The sequence below is a fragment of the Kineococcus sp. NBC_00420 genome (genome assembly GCF_036021035.1).
Taxonomy (GTDB): Bacteria; Actinomycetota; Actinomycetes; order Actinomycetales; family Kineococcaceae; genus Kineococcus.
Window position 1 is genome coordinate 3310609 of record NZ_CP107930.1, and the last position, 17951, is coordinate 3328559.

The following is a 17951-nucleotide window of genomic DNA, read 5'->3' on the forward strand; positions in this document are numbered from 1 at the left end:
GTTCGGCGGCTTCCCGGACGGCGGAAGCCGCCGAACGTCCCCCTCCCGTCGCGTCCCGCCGTGCACAGGGGTGCTCTGGACCGGTGCCTGTGGACGGTCCGGACCGTGGGCTCGACCGGATGTCCACCCTCGGTGGATGGACCTCCCCGAGCGCACCGCCGACCTCACCGCGGCAGGGATCAGCAAGGACGTCCTCGCCGGGCGCCGGTTCCGTCGGGTGCACCGTGGGATCCACGTCGCCGCGGACGTTCCCGACTCCCCGGACCTGCGCATCCAGGCCGCCTCCCGGTTGATGCGCCCCGGCGACGTGCTGGGTGGCTGGGCCGCGGCCAGGCTCCTCGGCGCGCGACACCTCGACGGCACCGGCCCCGACGGGCCCCAGGACGTCCTCATCCACCTGCCCAGGACGTCGAAGCTGCGCCCGAGGCCGGGCATCCGCTACCTGCGCTCGGGCGTCGAGGACGTCCGTGACGGCGCCGATCTGCCCGTGACCAGCCCCGAGCAGACGGTCGTCGACCTCATCCGGTGGGCGCAGGACCCGAGGGAGGGGATCGCGGCCGCGGAGTGCCTGCTGGCGACGCCGCTGGTCTCCGTCGCGGACGTCCGGGCCTTCGCGACGGCTCACCCGGGGATGCGGGGGCTGCCGTCACTGCGCAAGCTCCTCGAGCTGCTGAGCGAGCACTCGTGGTCCCCGGGGGAGACCCGGCTGCGACTGGTGTGGCAGTGCGACGCGGGTCTTCTCCGCCCCCTGGCCAACGTCGAGGTGTTCACCGCCGACGGGCACCGGCTGGGTGTGGTCGACCTGCTCGACCCCGTGACTGGTCTCGTCGCCGAGTACGACGGTCGGACGTGGCACGAGCGGCGGGCCCGCGAGGACCACCTGCGGGAGGCGCGTCTCGAGATCGTCGGGCTACGGGTGTTGCGCTTCTTCGAGCCCGACGTCACCATCCGCCGACCCCGCACCGTCCACCGCCTCCACGAGGCTCAGCGGCTCGGGCTCGCCGGCGCCGGGTGGTTCGCGCGACTCTCCGACGGTCGAATCGTCCGACCGGGCGGAGGAGTGGAACCTTCGGCGGCTCCTCAGGCGAGAACGGCCGCCGAACGTTCCACTCCCTGGCGAGACCTCGGCGGTGCTGCCGCCGCGTTCACCTCGCCGGGCTCCTGGTGGTGACGTCGGCGCAGGACCCGACGACGGTGACGTTGCGGGTGTCCTTGCCCCGGTACAGCGCCCGGTCCGCGCCGGCCATGACCTCCTCGGCGTCCATCCCCGGCAGCCACTCGCAGACCCCGACCGTGCAGGTCTGGCCGTCGGGCACGGCGGCGCGGATGCGGTCCAGCACGTCGACGGCGTCGGCGGCGGCGCAGCCGGGCAGCAGCACGGCGAACTCCTCCCCGCCCCAGCGCGAGAGCGTGTCCAGCTCGCGCAGCTGCTCGCCCGCCGCCGCGGCGAAGGCCCGCAGCAGCTCGTCGCCCGCGAGGTGGCCACGGGTGTCGTTGTAGCGCTTGAAGTGGTCGAGGTCGAGCAGCGCGAACGTCAGCGGTGCGCGCTGCCGGGTCGCGCGGGCGATCTCCTGGCGGGCCACGTCGTCCCAGCGGCGGCGGTTGACCAGGCCGGTGAGGGCGTCGTGCTGGGCGGCGCGGGCGAGCTGGGTGTGCAGGTCGGCGCGGGCGAAGGCGTGCGCGGCCTCCGCGGCCAGGCCTTCGAGGACGGCGGTGGTCGTCGGGTCCAGCACCGCGACCCGGTGGCGCCAGATGATCCCGAGGACCCCCACGACACGTCCGTCGGCGTCGACGACGGGCTGCCAGGCGCCCGACACCGTGCCGCAGGCCTCCGTGAGGGCCGGGCTGGCGTGCGGGTGGGTCTCGACGTCGGCCACGAACACCGGTTCGCAGAACAGGTAGCTGGTCAGGACCAGGCTGACGTCGTGGCGGACGTCGACGCTCAGCACCAGGTCCTCGGGCAGGCCGACGGTCGACGTCGTCACCAGCCGCCCCTGCCCGTCGGGCTGCATGAGGTAGGCGGCGTCGGCACCGGCGATCTCGGCGGCGGCGGCGCAGACGGCCTGGCGCGGGTCCTCGGCCCTCAGCACCGTCCGGGACGCCGCGGCCAGCTGCTCGACCTTGGTGGCGTGCGTCGCCAGCCGGGCGTTCGCCTCCGCGAGGGCGGTCTCGCGGGCCCGGAGGTCGCTGAGGTCGTGCATGGCGACGACGGCTCCGAGGACCTCGCCGTCGACGCCGACGACGGTGCGCCCGCTGCAGACCACGGGGACCGGGGGGCCGTCCGGGCGGGCGATGACGATCTCGGCGTTGCTCACCGTGCCCTCCGCGAGCGTCCGCAGCAACGGGACGTCGGCGGGGGCCAGCGGGGTCGAGCCGTCGGGGCCGTAGAGGTGGTAGCGCTCGGCGTGCTCGGCGGGGTCGAGGCTGTCGTCGGCGTCGAGACCGTGCCAGGCGCGCGCGGTGTCGTTGAAGAGCAGCAGCCGCCCGTCCCGGTCGGAGACGACGATGCCGGAGCCGGCGCCGGCCAGGACGGCGTCGGTGAAGCGGCCGTGGCGCTCGGCCGCGGCGCGGGCCTCGACGGCTTCGGTGGTCGCGGCGGAGAGCCGGCCCATCAGCGAGGTGCGTTCGTCGCGTCCGATCGCCAGGGCGAGGCCCAGCACGGACAGGAAGGCGACGTGGACCTGGACGACCAGGACCTGGGTGAGGGCGTCGTCGATGGCGGCGAACGGGCCGTGGCCGGTGAGGGTCCCGACGATGGTGATCGCCGCCATCACCAGGTCGGTGACGACGACGATCGTGGTGTCGAAGCGCAGGGCCAGCCAGATCGTCGTGGCCAGCGGCAGGAACGACAGGGGCAGTCCCGCGACGCCCCAGAACACCCCGACGTAGGCCAGCAGGGACAGGCCCAGGGCGCCGACGAGTTCCGCGCCGCCACCGGCGCCGCGCGGGCGGTGGAGCGGGACGCGGTGGATCGCGCGCAGCAGCACCGGGGTGACCAGGAGGATCCCGGCCCAGTTCCGGGTGAACCAGACGGCGATCCGGATCCAGGTCACGGGTGACCCGTTCAGCAGCATCGTCACGATCCCGCCGAGGGTCCCCACGGCGCAGGCGGCGGTGGCCACGGCGAGCAGCACCGCGAGCTGGCGGCTGCCGAAGGAGGTCGCGGCGGGGGAGAAGAAGCGTCGACGCAGCACCGCGAACAGTTCCGCCTGCACCACGTTGGTCACGACGAAACCCGCGAGGAGGACGGGCCCGGCGCCGGTCGCCGCGTTCACGGCGACGGTGACCGCGGTGAGGAGGCCGAGGTCGAGCCAGCGCGTCCCGGCTCCGTGCTGAACGCTCAGCCACGCGGCGGCGACGCCGGCGGCGGGCCACACGACGCTCAGGCTGGTCCCGTCCATGACGGTGAGCCGCCCGAGGTAGACGGCGCCGAGGAACAGGGCGGCGAAGCAGACGCTCCGGGCCGACGCGGGCACGTCGACCCGCGGGAGGGGCCGGAGGGTCACCGTCCAGGCATCGGCACCTGGAGCGGCCGGGCGTATTCTAGATGCACCCGTTCAGGCGTCCACGACGGCTCGACGGACCTGGGCGACGAGTTCGACGGGAACGTCGACGAGGCCGTGGTCGGTGCGGGCGTGGGCGGACACGGCGACGAGGATCTCGTCGAGGGAGCCCTCGAACGCGTGGGTGCAACCGGGGACGACGTCACCGCAGCGGAACTTCTTCACCAGGAACTCCTTGTTCCTCGAGGAACCGGTGCGGGTCCGCACCGGGGTGACTCAGCGCGCGAGCGCCAGGAGCAGGTCGGAGTGCAGGACGATGCCCACCACCCGACCCTGGCCGTCCGTGCAGACCAGGGGAGCTCCCAGGTCCGCCGGATGGCGGTTCGCGGCCCGCCGGGCGACCTCCGCGAGGCTCGCCGACGGGGCGACGAGCAGCGGGCGGACCCACCGGAGGGGGAGGTCGTCCGTCGTGCCGCCCGTCCGGACCGCGCGGATCCGGGCGTCGGCGTCGAGCAGGACGTCGCACGTGGCGGGGTCGGTCCCGACCCGCGCGCTGCGCACGATGCTCAGCACGTGCTCGTCGAACTGCGTCCGGCCGGCCACGGTGCGGATGCGCTGGACGACGTCGTCGGTGAGCTGGGGCAGGAGGCCGACCGCAGGCCGGGCGAGGGCGAAACCCTGCCCCAGGGCCACCCCGAGGCCGACCACGGTGTCGAGCTCCTCGGGGGTCTCGATGCCCTCCGCGAGGAGCCAGCCGTCCATCCGGCCCACGAGGTCACCGAGGACCTCCATGAGCGAACGCTTCACGGGGTCGGTGTCGATGCCGTGGACGAGTTCCCGGTCGATCTTGACGATGTCCGGGGTCAGGTGCAGCAGCTGGCTGAGGCCCGCGTACCCCGTTCCGGCGTCGTCCATGGCGACGAGGCCGCCGCGTTCGCGGAGTCGGTCCAGCACGCGCCTCAGGGCGCGCGGATCCCCGGCACGGGTGTGCTCGGTGAGTTCCACGACGAGGCGGGAGAGGTCGGCGTGCTCGAAGAGCGTCCCGTTGACCCGGTCGTCCAGCAGCAGGTGGGGTTCGATGTTCACGGTGAGGAAGGTGTTGGGCGGCAGTACGTCCCGCATGTCGACGGCCGTCGCGAGGACCCGGGACTGCAGTTCGGCGTTGTGGCCGAAGTGGTCGGCGGCGGCGAACCAGACGTCCGGCGGGGCGACGATCCGTGATGCGTCGAAGCGGGACAGGACCTCGAACCCGGCGATCTGCCCGGTGCTCAGTTCGGCGATCGGCTGCGGGTGCAGGGTCAGGAGTTCCGGCCGCGCCAGGACCCGGCGGAGTTCGGCGTCCCAGCGCACGTCGTCGACCGCTGGTACCGGGGGGTCGACGACGGTCGTGCCCGCGTGCGTCCGCGGATCGGGGAGGACCGTCATGAGGGTTTCTTCGGCGGTTTCGGGACGCATCCGCAGACTCCGACCGGGTGAGAACTCCGCGAGCCCCGGGGGGCGTCGCTCAGACGCGGGTCTCGTCCTCGAGACCCAGCACGCCGGGCACGGGGTAGACGTGGGCGAGCTGTTCCCCGAGCAGTTCCCGCGGCACGGCGGGGGAGTACAACCACCCCTGCCCGAGCGGCGCGGAGATGAAGCGGCAGATGTCGGCCTGCTGCTGGGTCTCGACACCCTCGACGACGACGCTCAGCCCGAGGCGGTTCGCGAGGTCGACGACGCACGTCACGACGGACTGGCCGTTGACGTCGTCGGTGAGGGACTGCGTCAGCGAGCGGTCGATCTTGAGCACGTGGACGGGCAGCCGGCCGAGGTAGCCGAAGGCGGAGTACCCGGTGCCGAAGTCGTCGATCGCGATCTGGCAGCCCAGGCCCGCGAGTTCGGTGACGACGCGTTCGGCGGGGGAGTCCTCGTCCAGGAACACCGACTCGGTGAGTTCCAGGGTCAGCAGGTGCGGGGCGATCCGGTACTGGTCGAGGATCTCGCGGACGATGTCGGCGAAACCCGGGGACTGCAGCTGCACGACGGAGACGTTGACGGCCAGGCCGACGCCGACGGAGAACACCCCGGCCTCGTAGGCCCACTGCACGGCGTGGCGCAGGACGTGCTCGCCGAGCGCGACGACGAGGTTGGACTCCTCGGCGATCGCGATGAACTCCACGGGGGAGATCCGGCCCAGCACCGGGTCCTCCCAGCGGGCGAGCGCCTCGAACTTGTCGACGCGCCCGGTCGTGAACGACACCACCGGTTGGTAGTGGACGTCGACGCCGCCCTCGGCGACGGCCAGGGCGAGGCGTTCGCGCATGAGGCTGCGGCGGGCGTGCTCGACCGCGACCGTCCCGGAGTACACCGACACGGCGCCGCCGCCGAGGTGCTTGGCGTCGCGCAGGGCGATGTCGGCCTGGACGAAGGACGCCATCACGTCGCCGACCGCGTCGGGGTCGGTGCCGTCGGGCGCGCGGCCGGCGATGCCGGCGACCGCGGTCAGCGGGAAGCGTCCGGCCCCGGCGACCTTCGCCGGTGCGGTGGTGATCGCGGCGATGAGGCTCTCGGCGTGGCGCAGGCAGTGCGCGGGGTCTCCGCGCAGGACGACGGCGATCTGGTCACCGCCGGTGCGGTAGGCGCTGCCCTCGAGGCCTCCGACGACGAGCAGGACCTCCTCGGCGGCGGCCCGGATGAGGGCGTCGCCGGCGCTGACGCCGAGGACGTCGTTGACGTCGTCGAGCCCGAGGAGTTCCAGCAGCACGAGCGACTGGTCGTGGTCGGGTCCGGTGAGGGCGCGCTCCAGCAGGGTGCGGTTGCTGAGGCCGGTGAGGGCGTCGTGCAGGGCCAGGAACTTCAGGTGCGCGGTGGTGCGGTCGATCGAGCGCGCCGTCGCGGCGTGCCGGATGGTGAACGTGACGAGCACGGTGATGAACGTCGCGAACAGCACGGGGTCGGCGCGCGGGAACACGACGAGCAGCAGGATGTCGACGAGCAGGATCGGGCCGGGGATCAGCGAGGCGACTTCGAGGCGGCGGGCGGCGCGTTCGGCGTCGGCCCCGCCGTGGCGGACGACCCCGTCGCGCGGCAGCGTCAGCAGCCCGACGATCCCGCCGGCCATCGCGAGGGCGGCGGCGACGCCGGCGACCACGGGCTCGTGCGGGAGGCAGACGGCGACCACCGCGGTGGCGACCCCGTTGACGGTGAGGCCGGTGGCCGAGACCCGCAGGCGGGGCTGTTCGACGCCGAGCGCGACGGCGGAACCCGCGACGAGGGAGGCCGCGACGACGACGAGCAGCGTCGCGGCGTTCTCGCCGCCCGTCCCGCTGTGCCCGGTGCGGGCGAACGCGTCCCAGCCGAGGGTGATCAGGGCGCTGCCGAGCATCAGCGCGTCGACGACGAGGGGCGGGTCGTCGCTGCCCGCGCGGGCCCGGACGAGGAGCTGCAGGAGGACGGCCAGCGCACCGAGCTCACCGAGGGCGAACACGACGTGGGACAACGGGAACGGGCCTAGGTCGAGGTCCGGGAGGAGCCCGGCGACGACCGCACCCAGACCCCACAGGACCCCGGCCGCGAGGTACTTGGCGGAGTTGCGCCCGCGGTGCAGCACGATCAACGAGACCGCCGTCGCGGCGATGGACGCGACCCCGACGACGACGACCGCTGTGCGCGGCGTCCCGGGGACCACGGTCGTCAGGTGGGCGAGGACCGCGGCCAGCGCCAGCAACGCGAGGCCACCGACGACGCGGCCCGCGGTGGGGCGCGTCGGAGCGAGAGGTGCGGCCATGCTCGTGGTCTCGGACTGTTGATCTTCGGACTTGACGGTACGGGGTTCTAGAAGGTCGGTCCGACGTCCCGGAGTGCGAGACCATGGGGGCCGGCCCGTCGCGCAGCGGCGGGTGAGTCGAGGCAGCAGTGGAAGTGGTGGGTGGCGTGGCCAAGGGCAAGATCCGGTCGTTCGACGACGAGCGGGGGTTCGGCTTCATCAAGAGCTCGGACGCTCCCGACGACGTGTTCTTCCACATCAAGGACGTCGCGGGCGCCGAGAACGAGGACCTGTCCGAGGGCGTCTGGGTGGACTTCACCCTCACCGAGGGCGACCGCGGCCTGAAGGCGACCCAGGTGCGCCTGCAGTCCCCGTCGCGCACCGCCGGTGCCAGCACCGGTCGCGCCCCGGCCGCCTCCTCGGAGCGGCCCCGGACCTCCGCCCCCCGCAGTGGCGGGGTGCTGCCGATGGACCAGTACCGCCGCGAGATCACCGAGATCCTGCTCAGCGCCGTCGACGACCTCGAGGGCCGTCAGATCGTCGCGCTGCGCGACGTGCTGACCGACTACGGCATCGACCGCGGGTTCGTCTCCGAGGGTCGCTGACCGTCCGGCGTCGGGAGGGTGCTGCGGCCGGTGCCGCAGCCCCGTCCCCGGGGGGCTCGAGAGTGGAACGTTCCGCGTCGTTCCGAGCCCCGGTGGGCCGCTGAACGTTCCACTCCTCGGCGGTGTGGGTCGAGTGGAGCGTTCCGCGTCTCCAGGCGCTCGCCGAGCCGCCGAACGCTCCACTCGACGACCTCAGCGCACCGGCTCCGCCGACACGGGGTACTCCCGCCCCAGCTCCGCGGAGATCCTGTCCGCGGTGACCGCCGCCGAGTACAGCCAGCCCTGCCCGAGCCCGGCGGAGATCTGCCGGCAGATCGCGGCCTCCTCGTCGGTCTCGACGCCTTCGACGACGACGGTCAGCCCGAGGCGGTTGGCGAGGTCGACGACGGCGGTCACGACGGACAGGCCGTTGCCGGCGCCGGTCATCGACTGCGTCAGCGACCGGTCGACCTTCAGGACGTGGACGGGCAGCCGGTCGAGGTAGCCGAACGCGGAGTAGCCGGTGCCGAAGTCGTCGATGGCGATCTGGCAGCCGAGCGCCGCGAGTTCGGTGACGACGCGTTCGGCGGGGGAGTCGGAGTCCAGGAACACGGACTCGGTGAGCTCCAGGGTCAGCAGGTGCGGCGGGATCCGGTACTGCCCGAGGATCTCGCGCACGACGTCCGCGAAGCCCGGCGCCTGCAGCTGCACGACGGACACGTTGACCGCCAGCCGCGCACCGGAGGCGAAGACCCCCGCGGCGTGCGCGCAGGCGACGGCCCGGCGCAGGACGTGCTCGCCGAGGGCCACGACGAGGTTGGACTCCTCCGCGACGGCGATGAACTCGACGGGTGAGATGCGTCCGAGCTGCACGTCGTCCCAGCGGGCGAGGGCCTCGAACTTCTCGACGCGACCCGTCGTGAAGCTCACGATCGGCTGGTAGTGGACGTCGACCCCGCCCTCGGCGACGGCCAGCGCGAGGCGTTCGCGCAGCAGCAGGCGACGAGCGTGGGCGCTGGCGACCTCACCGGAGTAGACCGACCACCCGGGGGCACCCTCGGCGCGCGCGGCGCGCAGGGCCAGGTCGGCGTGGACGAGGGGGACCATCGCGGCGGCCTCCTGGCCGCCCGTGCCGGCTTCGACGCACGCGACCCCGGCGACGGCCTCGACGGGGAAGCGGCCCGCGCCGGTGACCTGCAGCGGCGCGGCGCTGATCGCGGCGAGCGCGGCGGGCAGGTGGGCGAGGACCTCCTCGGGGCGGCCCGGCAGCAGCACGGCGAACTCGTCGTGGCGGACGCGGAACGTGGTGCCGCCGTGGGCGGTGACGTGCTCGCGCAGGTTCGCCCCCGCGGCGGTCAGGACCTCTTCGCCCACGGCCACCCCGAGGACGTCGGTGACGTCGTCGAGTCCGCCGAGTTCGAGGATCACCAGCGACTGCGCGGAGTCGGGGGCCGTGAGCGCCTCCGCCAGGGCGGCGCGGTTGCCGAGGCCGGTGAGGGAGTCGTGCAGCGCCTGGAACGACAGCCGCGCGTGGGTGCGGTCGATGGCGCGGGCGCTCGCGGCCTGACGGACGGCGGCCGTCACGATGACGACGGCGATGAAGACGAACTGGACCCCGTCAGCGCGGGGGGAGACCGCGAAGGCGACGGTGTCGGCCAGCAGCAGAGCCACCAGGGGCAGGCTCGCGAGTCGCAGCCGGCGCACGGCCTGCGTCGCGGCGGTCCCCCCGTGGCGGACCATCCCGCCGCGCGGCTGGAACGCGACGAGCATGGCCGCGGCGACGACCCCCATGACCGCGCCCACGTTGCCGGCCGCGGGGTCGCGCGTGGAGGTGATCGCGGTGAGGACGGTGCCGGCCGCACCGATGGCGATGCCCAGGTGGGCCAGGCGCAACCGCGGGTGCTCGACCGCGAGGACCGCGGTCGCCGCCGCGACGAACGCGCCGACCGCGATGACGAGCGCGGCGCTCGCGTTCCACCACCCGTCGCCCCGGTACCCGCACCGGGCGAACACGTCCCAGGAGACGGACGCGGTGATGGCCCCGAACAGCAGGGCCTCCACGAGCAGCGACTCGTCGTCCCGCACGACCCGGGCGACCCGCAACTGCTGGACGGTGAGGGCCAGCATCCCCAGCAGCGACACCGCGTGCAGCAGGTGCGGCGCGGGGAACGGGCCGATCAGCAGCGCCGGGTAGGCCGCCGCGACGATCGTCCCCACCGAGAACACCGACGCCGCGAGCACCCACCGGGAGGTGCTCGACCGTGTGCCCCCCCGGACGACGAGGGGGAGGGCGACGCAGACGGCCAGGCAGGCGAGCCCCAGCAGGAGCTTGAGCTGCACCGCCTCGTCCCACCGGCGCTCGCCGACGTAGGCCAACGGCACGAAGACGGCCAGGACGGCGGTCGAGAGCGCCGCCCGCCAGGCGAGCCGTAGGAACGTCATGCATGGGGTTCGGTACGGCGAGGCGACGGCTGGATGGGCCGAGTGCGTGACGTCGAGCCTAGACCGGGCCTGGAGTAGGCCCGTCGTGCCCGGAGATGTCCGTCGGATGGCGACCCTCAGTCACCGCGCTTCGTGAGTTCTTCGGTGCGTCCCCTGCAGGAGGGATCCGCAGCGTGATCCTTCTCGTCACACTCTGCGACGACGGTCCAGATGAACCAGGAGGGGATGGCCCAGAAGGGGTCACCCACTTGAGCCACTGCGTGTGATCATCCGTGCGTGGCTGGTGACTCCACCCGATGTGACTACTCCAGATGGGTTGCTGGGACCAGTGGTACGGGTGATGCTGCCCGTTACCAAACTGTAACTTTTACTTGCCGGACACAAACCCGCAGGTCACAGGCAGTGCACGGGTCGCGACACGCCGTGCCAGCTCTGGATCTTTCATTACTCCTCGTGTTGCTGGTGTGACTCTCGTGTACGTTCGGTTCTGTCACCGAGTCACTCCGCTGAGTAGCGGGGAGGGCGGGGTGGCGAGGCCCGAACTGGGCCGGCCCCTCACGGGGGGGAACTCACTTTCACATGCCTTGGAGGCAATCGTGACCGCAGCAACCTCCCGGTTGCGCCGGCGTGGTATCGGGGCCGGCGTCGCGGCTCTCGTTGGACTGTCCGGCCTTGGCTTCGCCGCCATGCCCGCTCAGGCCGCAGCTGGTTTCAACCCCGCCGCTACCCAGGTTTCTGGCGTTGACCGCTTCGACACCGCCGCGCAGATCGCCACCAAGGCGTTCACGACGGCCACCACCGTCGTCGTCGCCAACGGCGACCGCGCCATCGACGCTCAGGCCGGCGCCTACGTCGCCGGTCTGAACAACGCGCCGATCCTGCTGACGCAGAAGAGCAACGTCCCGACCTACACCGTGGACGCCATCAAGAAGCTCGGCGCCACCAAGGCGATCGTGCTCGGTGACTCGAACTCCGTCGACGCCACTGCCCTCGCGCAGATGACCGCCGCCGGCCTCACTGTCACCGTCGTTGCCGGTGCCGACCGCTTCGAGACCGCGGCCGACATCTACAACCTCGGCACCACGAAGTCCTCCACGGTCTTCTTGGCCCGTGCGGACCTCCTCGCCGGCCAGGTCTCCCCGGACGCGCTGGCCGCCAGCCCGCTGTCCTACGACGGCACCCCGGTGCTGCTGACGAACGCGGCCTCGCTGCCGCAGGCGACCGCTGACGCCATCAAGAACGGTGGCGTGAAGAACGTCGTCGTCCTCGGCAACGCGATCACCGACGCCGTGAAGACCGCCGTCACCGCCCTCGGCGCGACCGTCACCACCATCGCCGGTGACGACCGCTCGCTGACCGCGCAGAAGATCGCGGACTACGGCATCGCGCAGGGCAAGTACATGAAGACCACGGCGACCATCGCCAACGGTGACAAGATCGACGCCCTCGCGGCCGGCCCCTGGGCTGCCAAGAACATGGCGCCGATCCTGCTGACGCTGGGCACCAACTCCCTCGGGACTGGTACCACCAACTACCTGACGGCCAACGCTTCGACGCTGACGACGGGTGTTGCTTTCGGTGACACCAACTCTGTTCCCGTCTCTCTGAGCGCGGCCGCGAAGACTGCTGGTGGCGGCGACGTGGTCAGCAACCAGTCTCTGGTGGTTGGCCCTGCCGCAGCAGTGACGAACCTCGTTTCCACGACGGACGCGGCGAACACCAACCGTGGAGCTCGCACCTACACGGCGACTGGCCTGGACAACGCCAAGACGTACTCGGTGGCGCTCGTTCCGACCGCGAATGTCGTCGTGGGCTCCACTGGTGCCGTGTCCTTCAAGTCGGGCAGCGCGTTGGCGGGCTCGCTGGGCACGTCGATCGAAACGGTCAACGGTGTCGCGAACGTTGTTGCCGCCACTGGGGCTGGTAGCACCACCGCGGCCAACGTGACCCCGCAGAACGGTCAGATCGCGGTGTCCGTGGACTCTGTGACTGCCACCTCGGTTGTCCCGGTTGTCTTTGTCGACGCGAACAGCAATGGCCTGCTCGACTTCACGACTGCGCCCACTAGTGCATCCCCGCAGGTTCCTTCGGAAGCCTTTGGTGTTGGTGGGGCTATCACTTGGAACCCCAGCGAAGCCTCGGCTGGCGTCCTTGCTGCTGACGCCCCGATCACGTCCGTGGACAAGACCGCGAAGCAGATCGTCACGGGGACCGCGACCTACAACTACGACTCGAATGACGTTTTCTACGTCGGTGGGGTCGCTGCGAGCAACCAGGTGACTCTGGCTCAGTTTGAGGCCGTCCTCAGCGCTGGCGACAAGCTTCTCAAGCCCGCTGCGTCCGGGGCAGTCGGAACTTCGTACACCACGAACCCGGCCTTCACCTCGACGTTTGTTCTTCAGAACCTCAGCCCGGGTGCGCCTACCCTGAACACCACTCCGAGCCCGGCTGACACCTCTGCGGTTCTCACGGTCGACCCTGCTTCCATCGTTGATGGCGCCACCATCAACGTGTACCGCGTGGCGGGGTCTCTGGCGGGTACGTTCGCGAACGCCACCAAGGTGACGAGCGCTTCGGTCGATGCCGACTCGGCAACGTCCGGTTTCCAGGTCAATGTGACTGGACTTACCGCACAGACTGCCTACACGTTCTTCGTCACCCAGACCGTTGGCGGCGAGGAATCTGCGCAGAGCGCGGCCGCGCCCACCACGACCACGCAGTCGGTGGACGCTAGTCAGACACTGACGGCGGTCAGCCCTGGTGACATCAATAATGGTGTCGGCAGCACGACGACCGTCCTGGTCACGTACGCGAAGGCGCTGCAGTACACCAGCCTGACTGACTTGGGTGGCATCTCCGTTGCGCCGACGAACCAGTCTGGTTTCAGCCTGACGGCGACGGCTTCTGCGGTCTCGGCTGACAAGAAGACCGTCACGTACGAGCTCGATAACAATGCGACGCTCGATGACGCCACGACGGACATCCCGTACACCGTGACGGTGGCGGCGGCTGCTGCTCCCTCTGCCGTTGGACCGAATGGGCGTCTGACTGGCACCTTCAGCTACTGATTGGTGGGTTTACTCTTAGGAGTACCCGCGTAGGTCGCTGAGCAGAAAGCCCCGAGCCATCCTGGCTCGGGGCTTTCTGCTTTAGTCGTTGCCTGGACCCAAGAATCCACCTCGGTCAAGCTGGGATTGTTCGCTCTCCTCGCGCATGGCGGCCACGGTCGCCGTCGAATGACCCAAGGTGCCGCACTCCTACAGCTGGTAGCAGCACCAGATCGTGCTTCAGTCGGAGGGGCAATCAGCCTTTTTGGCCAGGTTGACGAGAAGGATCTTGGCAACCCCAACCCCCAAGCTCCCGCGGGCTAGTTGGCAACGCCAACGCTTCCCCACTTCGGGCCGCTCCTCGGGCCTGTCACCCGCAGCCACCGCCGGTCTGCCGCCTACTCTCGACGCTGTGCAACCGCCCTGCAATAGCTACCCGCACGTCGCGGTGATCCTCCCGTGCCTGAATGAGGCGGCCTCGGTCGGCCACGTCATCGACGAGGTCCGGGCGGCGCTGCCCGAGGCCACGGTCTACGTCTACGACAACCGCAGCACCGACGACACCGCGGCCGTGGCGCGCGCCCACGGCGCCCAGGTCCGCCACGAACCGCGGCCGGGGAAGGGCAACGTCATCCGTCGGGCCTTCGCCGACGTCGAGGCCGACGTGTACGTGATGCTCGACGGGGACGACACCTACGACGCGGCGGTGGCGGGGGAGCTCGTCGAGAAGCTCATCACCGAAGGCCTGGACCACGTCGTCGGGACGCGGCGAGCCAGCAGCCTCACCGCGTACCGCCGGGGTCACGCGGCCGGCAACCGGGCCCTGAACCGCGTCGTGTCCACGGTCTTCGGGGAGCCGGTCACGGACATGCTCAGCGGGTACCGGGTGATGTCGCGCCGCTTCGTGAAGTCCTTCCCGGCGATCTCGCGCGGGTTCGAGGTCGAGACGGAGCTGACGGTGCACGCGGTGAACCTGCGTGTCCCGCAGGCCGAGGTGCCCGTCGGGTTCAAGGACCGGGCCGAGGGGTCGGCGAGCAAGCTCCGCACCTACCGCGACGGGTGGGCCATCCTCCGTTGGATCGTCCGCCTCGCCCGCTACGAACGGCCGACGCTCGTGCACTCCACGCTCGGCGGTCTCATCGCCGTCGTCGCGCTGATCCTCGGCATCCCCGTCGTCGTCGAGTTCTTCCGGATCGGGCTCGTCCCCAAGTTCCCGACGGCCATCCTCGCATCGGCGCTCATGATGATCGCCGTCGTCGTCACCGCGGTCGGCGTCATCCTCGAGGCCGTCCGGCACGCTTCGGACGAGGCCTCCCGGCTGATCTACCTCCAGTACCCGAGCCCGCACGGCTTGCTCGACGAACGAGCACCCGTAGAGCCCTCCGTCGACGTGCGTCGCGACAACGTGGCCCAGCGGTGAGCGGCGTCGTCCGGTTCGCGGCGAAGGCCTTCGCGGGGCTCGTCGCCCTGCAGGTCGTGTTCTTCGTCCTGCTGGTGGGTGCGCAGGCCGTGCCGAACCAGCCGATCATCGACCACCTCGCCCAGGCCATCCAGACGGGCGACTACGGCGATCCCTACGGTCCCGACGGGGTCGGGGGAACCGCCGACCGGTTCACCGAGTGCGCGGAACTCGGGTACGGGGTCACGACCCCGAACGACCCTCGCAGCCTGTGGGACCTCACCACCGGTGGGCCGCGGTTGTCCTCCTGCGACGACGGCAAGGGTGAGATCCAGCAGCTCGCCGCCGGTGACGACTTCCAGACGCCGGCCACCTACTTCCGCTACTGGAGCGGGTACTCGATCCTCACCCGCCCGGTGCTCGCGCTCACCGACGTCCCCGGACTGCGGCTCATCGTCACCGGGGTGTTCGCCGCCGCCGTCCTCGCGGCGTTCCTGGCCGTTGCCCGGAGGGCCGGGACGGCAGCGGGTTTCGCGCTGCTCCTGCCGATCGCCGCGACGACGAACGCGCTCGCGATGCCCGACCGCGCCTTCACCCACGGCATCGCGCTTGCGAGCGTCGCGGCCGGGGTCGCGATCACCGCGGTCGCGGCGTCCCGCGGGTGGCGTGCGGCGGTCCTCGGGGCGGGGTTCTCCGCCGCGCTGTTCTGCTACGTGGACCTGCTCACCGTCCCGCCGATGAGCTGGGCGCTGTGCGCGGGGGTCGCCGCCGCCGTCACCCAGGTGCGGACGCGCGACGCGCGGGAGACGTGGCGCACGGTCCTCGCCGTCGGCGCCGCGTGGCCCGTGGCCTTCGGCTTCACCTGGGTGTTCCGCTGGTTCATCGGGGCCCTCGGGCAGGGGCTGTCGGTGTTCTCCCGGGTGCAGGAGGTCAGCCAGTTCCGCCTCGACGGGGGCGACGTGTCCCACGCCTTCGGGGCCGGGGTCGCCGCGAACTGGAACTACTGGACGGAGCACTCGGTGACGGCTGTGCCGGTGGCCGTCGCGGCGGCCGTCGTGGTGCTCGTCCTCCTCGTGCTGACGGTCGCCCGCCACGGCGTCGCCGGTCTGTCGGTGTTCGCCGCCGTGGCGCTGCCCGCCCTCGTCGTGCCCGCCTGGTACTGCGTGCTGAGCAACCACTCCCAGATCCACGCGTTCTTCGTCTACCGCAGCCTCCCCGCCGCGGTGGGGGTGGTGCTGCTCGCGGCGGTCGTCGCCGCCCGCCGGCGTGTCCAGCGGGCGGACGTCCTAGCCCCGCACGAGGCGGAGAGTTCCCCGGTCCACTGACGTCGGGCCCGTCCGGCACGAAGAGCCCTTGTGCACCGAGGGGGCCTCGAAAGTGTTGCGTGGACGCAGCAGGAGCTGGGATCATACTTTTTCGCGCAAAAAAGTATGCCGACCGGCGTCAGGGGCAGCACGGTGACACTTTCCTTCGGTCCAGACCCGATCGGTGACGAGGTGCGGCACGTCCTGGAGGTCCTGGAGTCCGCGACCGGCCCTGTCGGCGGCCTGGAATCGCTGCACGTCGACCTCAAGGAGGAAGCGGGGAGACGCGCCGGGCGCACCATCCTTCCCGGGAGCACCGAGAACGACCGGGCGGCTCGCGTGCTGGCCGGCGAGGCGGCCTGCGTGGCGAACACCCCAGGAGGGGGCGTGCTCATCGTCGGTGTCGCGGACGACGGAACGTTGATCGGCACGGAGCTCGATGCTCAGCTCCTGCGACGCAGGATCTACGACCTGACCGACCGGCTCCTCACCGTGGACGTCACACCCGTCACGTGCCGGGGCGTGCGCCTGCTGCTCGTCCGCAGTCCGGAAGCAGTCCACCCGGTCATGTTCGACCACAAGTACCACCACCGCGTCGCGGACAGCTGCGTCGAGGTGGACGCGACCAGCTGGGAGGAGCGACGTCGCCGTCACGCCGGTTGGGACTGGTCGGCTCAGGATTCCGGGGTCGCCGTCGACGCCGCACGGAGCACAGCGCTGCAGCGGGCCCGCGACTTCCTCACCGCGGCCGGCGAGGACAGGAACCTCGACCTCGCAGCCGCACCCGTCGGTGACCTGCTACGACGGCTGAACGTGGTCACACCGTCGGGAACCCTCACCAACGCCGGCGTCATCGCCTTCGTCGGCCGCGGCGCCCCCGCCATCGACTACGTCCGACGTGAGGTCACCGGTGGGGACAGCGTGCAGCGCATCCGGGACGCAGGGCGGGGGCTGCTCGAAGAGCTGTACGAGGTCGACCGTGCCATCGAGGCGTCGAACCCGGTCCGACACCTGCCCCGGGGGCTCGTCAGCCGGCAGGTCCGTTCGCTCCCGCCGCGTGCGGCCCGCGAAGCCCTCGTCAACGGTGTCGCCCACCGGGACTGGTCCAGTGCCGACCCCGTCCACGTCGAGCACATCGGTTCCCGACTGGTGGTCACCTCACCCGGAGGTTTCATCGGCGGAATCACCACCAGCAACATCATCACCCACTCCTCGCAACCGCGGAACCGGGCGTTGGCGGACCTGCTGGCGCGCTTGCGCGTCGCGGAACTCGAAGGCATCGGTGTCGACCGGATGGTCGGTGACATGGTTCGTCTGGGGTATCCCGCACCCTCCATCGAGGAGGTCGCCGGACCCCTGGTCCGCGCCGTCCTCGTGGGTACCCGCTTGGACGAGGGGTGGATGGCGTTCCTCCACGACCTGGAACCGGCCCGGACCGCGGACGACCTCAACGCCCTCCTCGTCATCCGGCACCTCATCGACCACTGGTGGATCGACGCGCGCATCGCGGCCCCCCTCATCCAGCGGTCCGGTGCCGAGGCGGCCGACGTCCTGCACCAGTTGGGCGACGTCCAGGTGGCTGACGTCCCCCTCGTCACCGAGGTCGAGGGATCCCCCGCGAACGAACCTCCCGCCTGGACGATCACCACCGCTGCCCTCGACCTGCTCGCCGCGTGCGACGAACGTGTGGGCGCTCCGAGACGCAGGCAACCGAGCCGCTCGGCCATCGCGAGGGCGTGGGCCGAGCACCGTGGTCGCATCAGTTCCAGCGAGCTGGCCGGAATCGTGGGTGCTCACCCGACCAACCTGCAACGGGTGTTGAAGGACCTGGAGGCCGAAGGGGTCTTGGCGCCAGGTCGCGAGGTCCGCCGCGGGGCCGGGTTCTTCTACGTCCCCACCGGCGGACCTCACCACTCGGTCTGACATG

11 protein-coding genes are annotated in these 17951 nt (G+C 71.3%); 6 read left to right on the top strand and 5 right to left on the bottom strand.

Annotation, left to right across the window (positions count from 1 at the left end; all coding sequences use genetic code 11):
- The first annotated feature begins 136 nt into the window (after positions 1–136).
- On the top strand, positions 137–1171 hold the full coding sequence (locus OG218_RS16320; protein WP_328294288.1) for a DUF559 domain-containing protein: 1035 nt from the start codon (positions 137–139) through the stop codon (positions 1169–1171).
- On the opposite strand, the gene OG218_RS16325 is transcribed toward OG218_RS16320, so the two are convergent.
- From OG218_RS16325 to OG218_RS16340, 4 genes are read right to left on the bottom strand one after another with little or no spacing between them, the layout of a single operon-like run.
- Positions 1146–3506, bottom strand: coding sequence for a diguanylate cyclase domain-containing protein (locus tag OG218_RS16325; RefSeq protein WP_328294289.1), 2361 nt, complete (start codon positions 3504–3506; stop codon positions 1146–1148). The two genes, OG218_RS16320 and OG218_RS16325, sit on opposite strands and share 26 nt — an antisense overlap.
- 51 nt (positions 3507–3557) lie before the next feature.
- The gene (locus OG218_RS16330; protein WP_328294290.1) at positions 3558–3770 is read right to left on the bottom strand and encodes a DUF1059 domain-containing protein; all 213 of its coding nucleotides are present in this window, start codon (positions 3768–3770) and stop codon (positions 3558–3560) included.
- Positions 3771–3779: 9 nt separating this feature from the next.
- Positions 3780–4958: an EAL domain-containing protein gene (locus OG218_RS16335; RefSeq protein ID WP_328294291.1), complete on the bottom strand. Its 1179-nt coding sequence runs from the start codon at positions 4956–4958 to the stop codon at positions 3780–3782.
- A gap of 49 nt (positions 4959–5007) precedes the next feature.
- Entirely contained in the window at positions 5008–7269 is a 2262-nt protein-coding gene (locus tag OG218_RS16340) for a putative bifunctional diguanylate cyclase/phosphodiesterase (RefSeq protein WP_328294292.1), read from the bottom strand.
- A gap of 146 nt (positions 7270–7415) precedes the next feature.
- On the opposite strand from OG218_RS16340, the gene OG218_RS16345 reads away from it, so the two are divergent.
- Positions 7416–7853, top strand: coding sequence for a cold-shock protein (locus OG218_RS16345; RefSeq protein ID WP_328294293.1), 438 nt, complete (start codon positions 7416–7418; stop codon positions 7851–7853).
- A 192-nt stretch (positions 7854–8045) separates the two neighbouring features.
- On the opposite strand, the gene OG218_RS16350 is transcribed toward OG218_RS16345, so the two are convergent.
- Positions 8046–10274 carry an EAL domain-containing protein gene (locus OG218_RS16350; RefSeq protein ID WP_328294294.1) on the bottom strand — a complete coding sequence of 743 codons (2229 nt, stop codon included), beginning with the start codon at positions 10272–10274 and terminating at the stop codon, positions 8046–8048.
- Between the two features lie 596 nt (positions 10275–10870).
- Between OG218_RS16350 and OG218_RS16355 the strand changes: the two genes are divergently transcribed.
- From OG218_RS16355 to OG218_RS16370, 4 genes are all read left to right on the top strand, one after another.
- The gene (locus OG218_RS16355; protein ID WP_328294295.1) at positions 10871–13342 is read left to right on the top strand and encodes a cell wall-binding repeat-containing protein; all 2472 of its coding nucleotides are present in this window, start codon (positions 10871–10873) and stop codon (positions 13340–13342) included.
- 391 nt (positions 13343–13733) lie between these two features.
- Complete coding sequence (locus OG218_RS16360; protein ID WP_328294296.1) at positions 13734–14741, top strand: glycosyltransferase; 1008 nt, start codon at positions 13734–13736, stop codon at positions 14739–14741.
- On the top strand, positions 14738–16045 hold the full coding sequence (locus OG218_RS16365) for a hypothetical protein (protein ID WP_328294297.1): 1308 nt from the start codon (positions 14738–14740) through the stop codon (positions 16043–16045). The genes OG218_RS16360 and OG218_RS16365 overlap by 4 nt, the downstream gene beginning before the upstream one ends.
- Positions 16046–16177: 132 nt before the next feature.
- The gene (locus OG218_RS16370) at positions 16178–17947 is read left to right on the top strand and encodes an ATP-binding protein (RefSeq protein WP_328294298.1); all 1770 of its coding nucleotides are present in this window, start codon (positions 16178–16180) and stop codon (positions 17945–17947) included.
- The last annotated feature ends 4 nt before the right edge of the window (positions 17948–17951 follow it).

Bases quoted from the DNA above. Each gene is read 5' to 3' on its own strand.
- OG218_RS16320 (WP_328294288.1), top strand. From the start codon at position 137: ATGGACCTCCCCGAGCGCACCGCCGACCTCACCGCGGCAGGGATCAGC.
- OG218_RS16335 (WP_328294291.1), bottom strand. From the start codon at position 4,958: ATGCGTCCCGAAACCGCCGAAGAAACCCTCATGACGGTCCTCCCCGAT.
- OG218_RS16340 (WP_328294292.1), bottom strand. From the start codon at position 7,269: ATGGCCGCACCTCTCGCTCCGACGCGCCCCACCGCGGGCCGCGTCGTC.
- OG218_RS16350 (WP_328294294.1), bottom strand. From the start codon at position 10,274: ATGACGTTCCTACGGCTCGCCTGGCGGGCGGCGCTCTCGACCGCCGTC.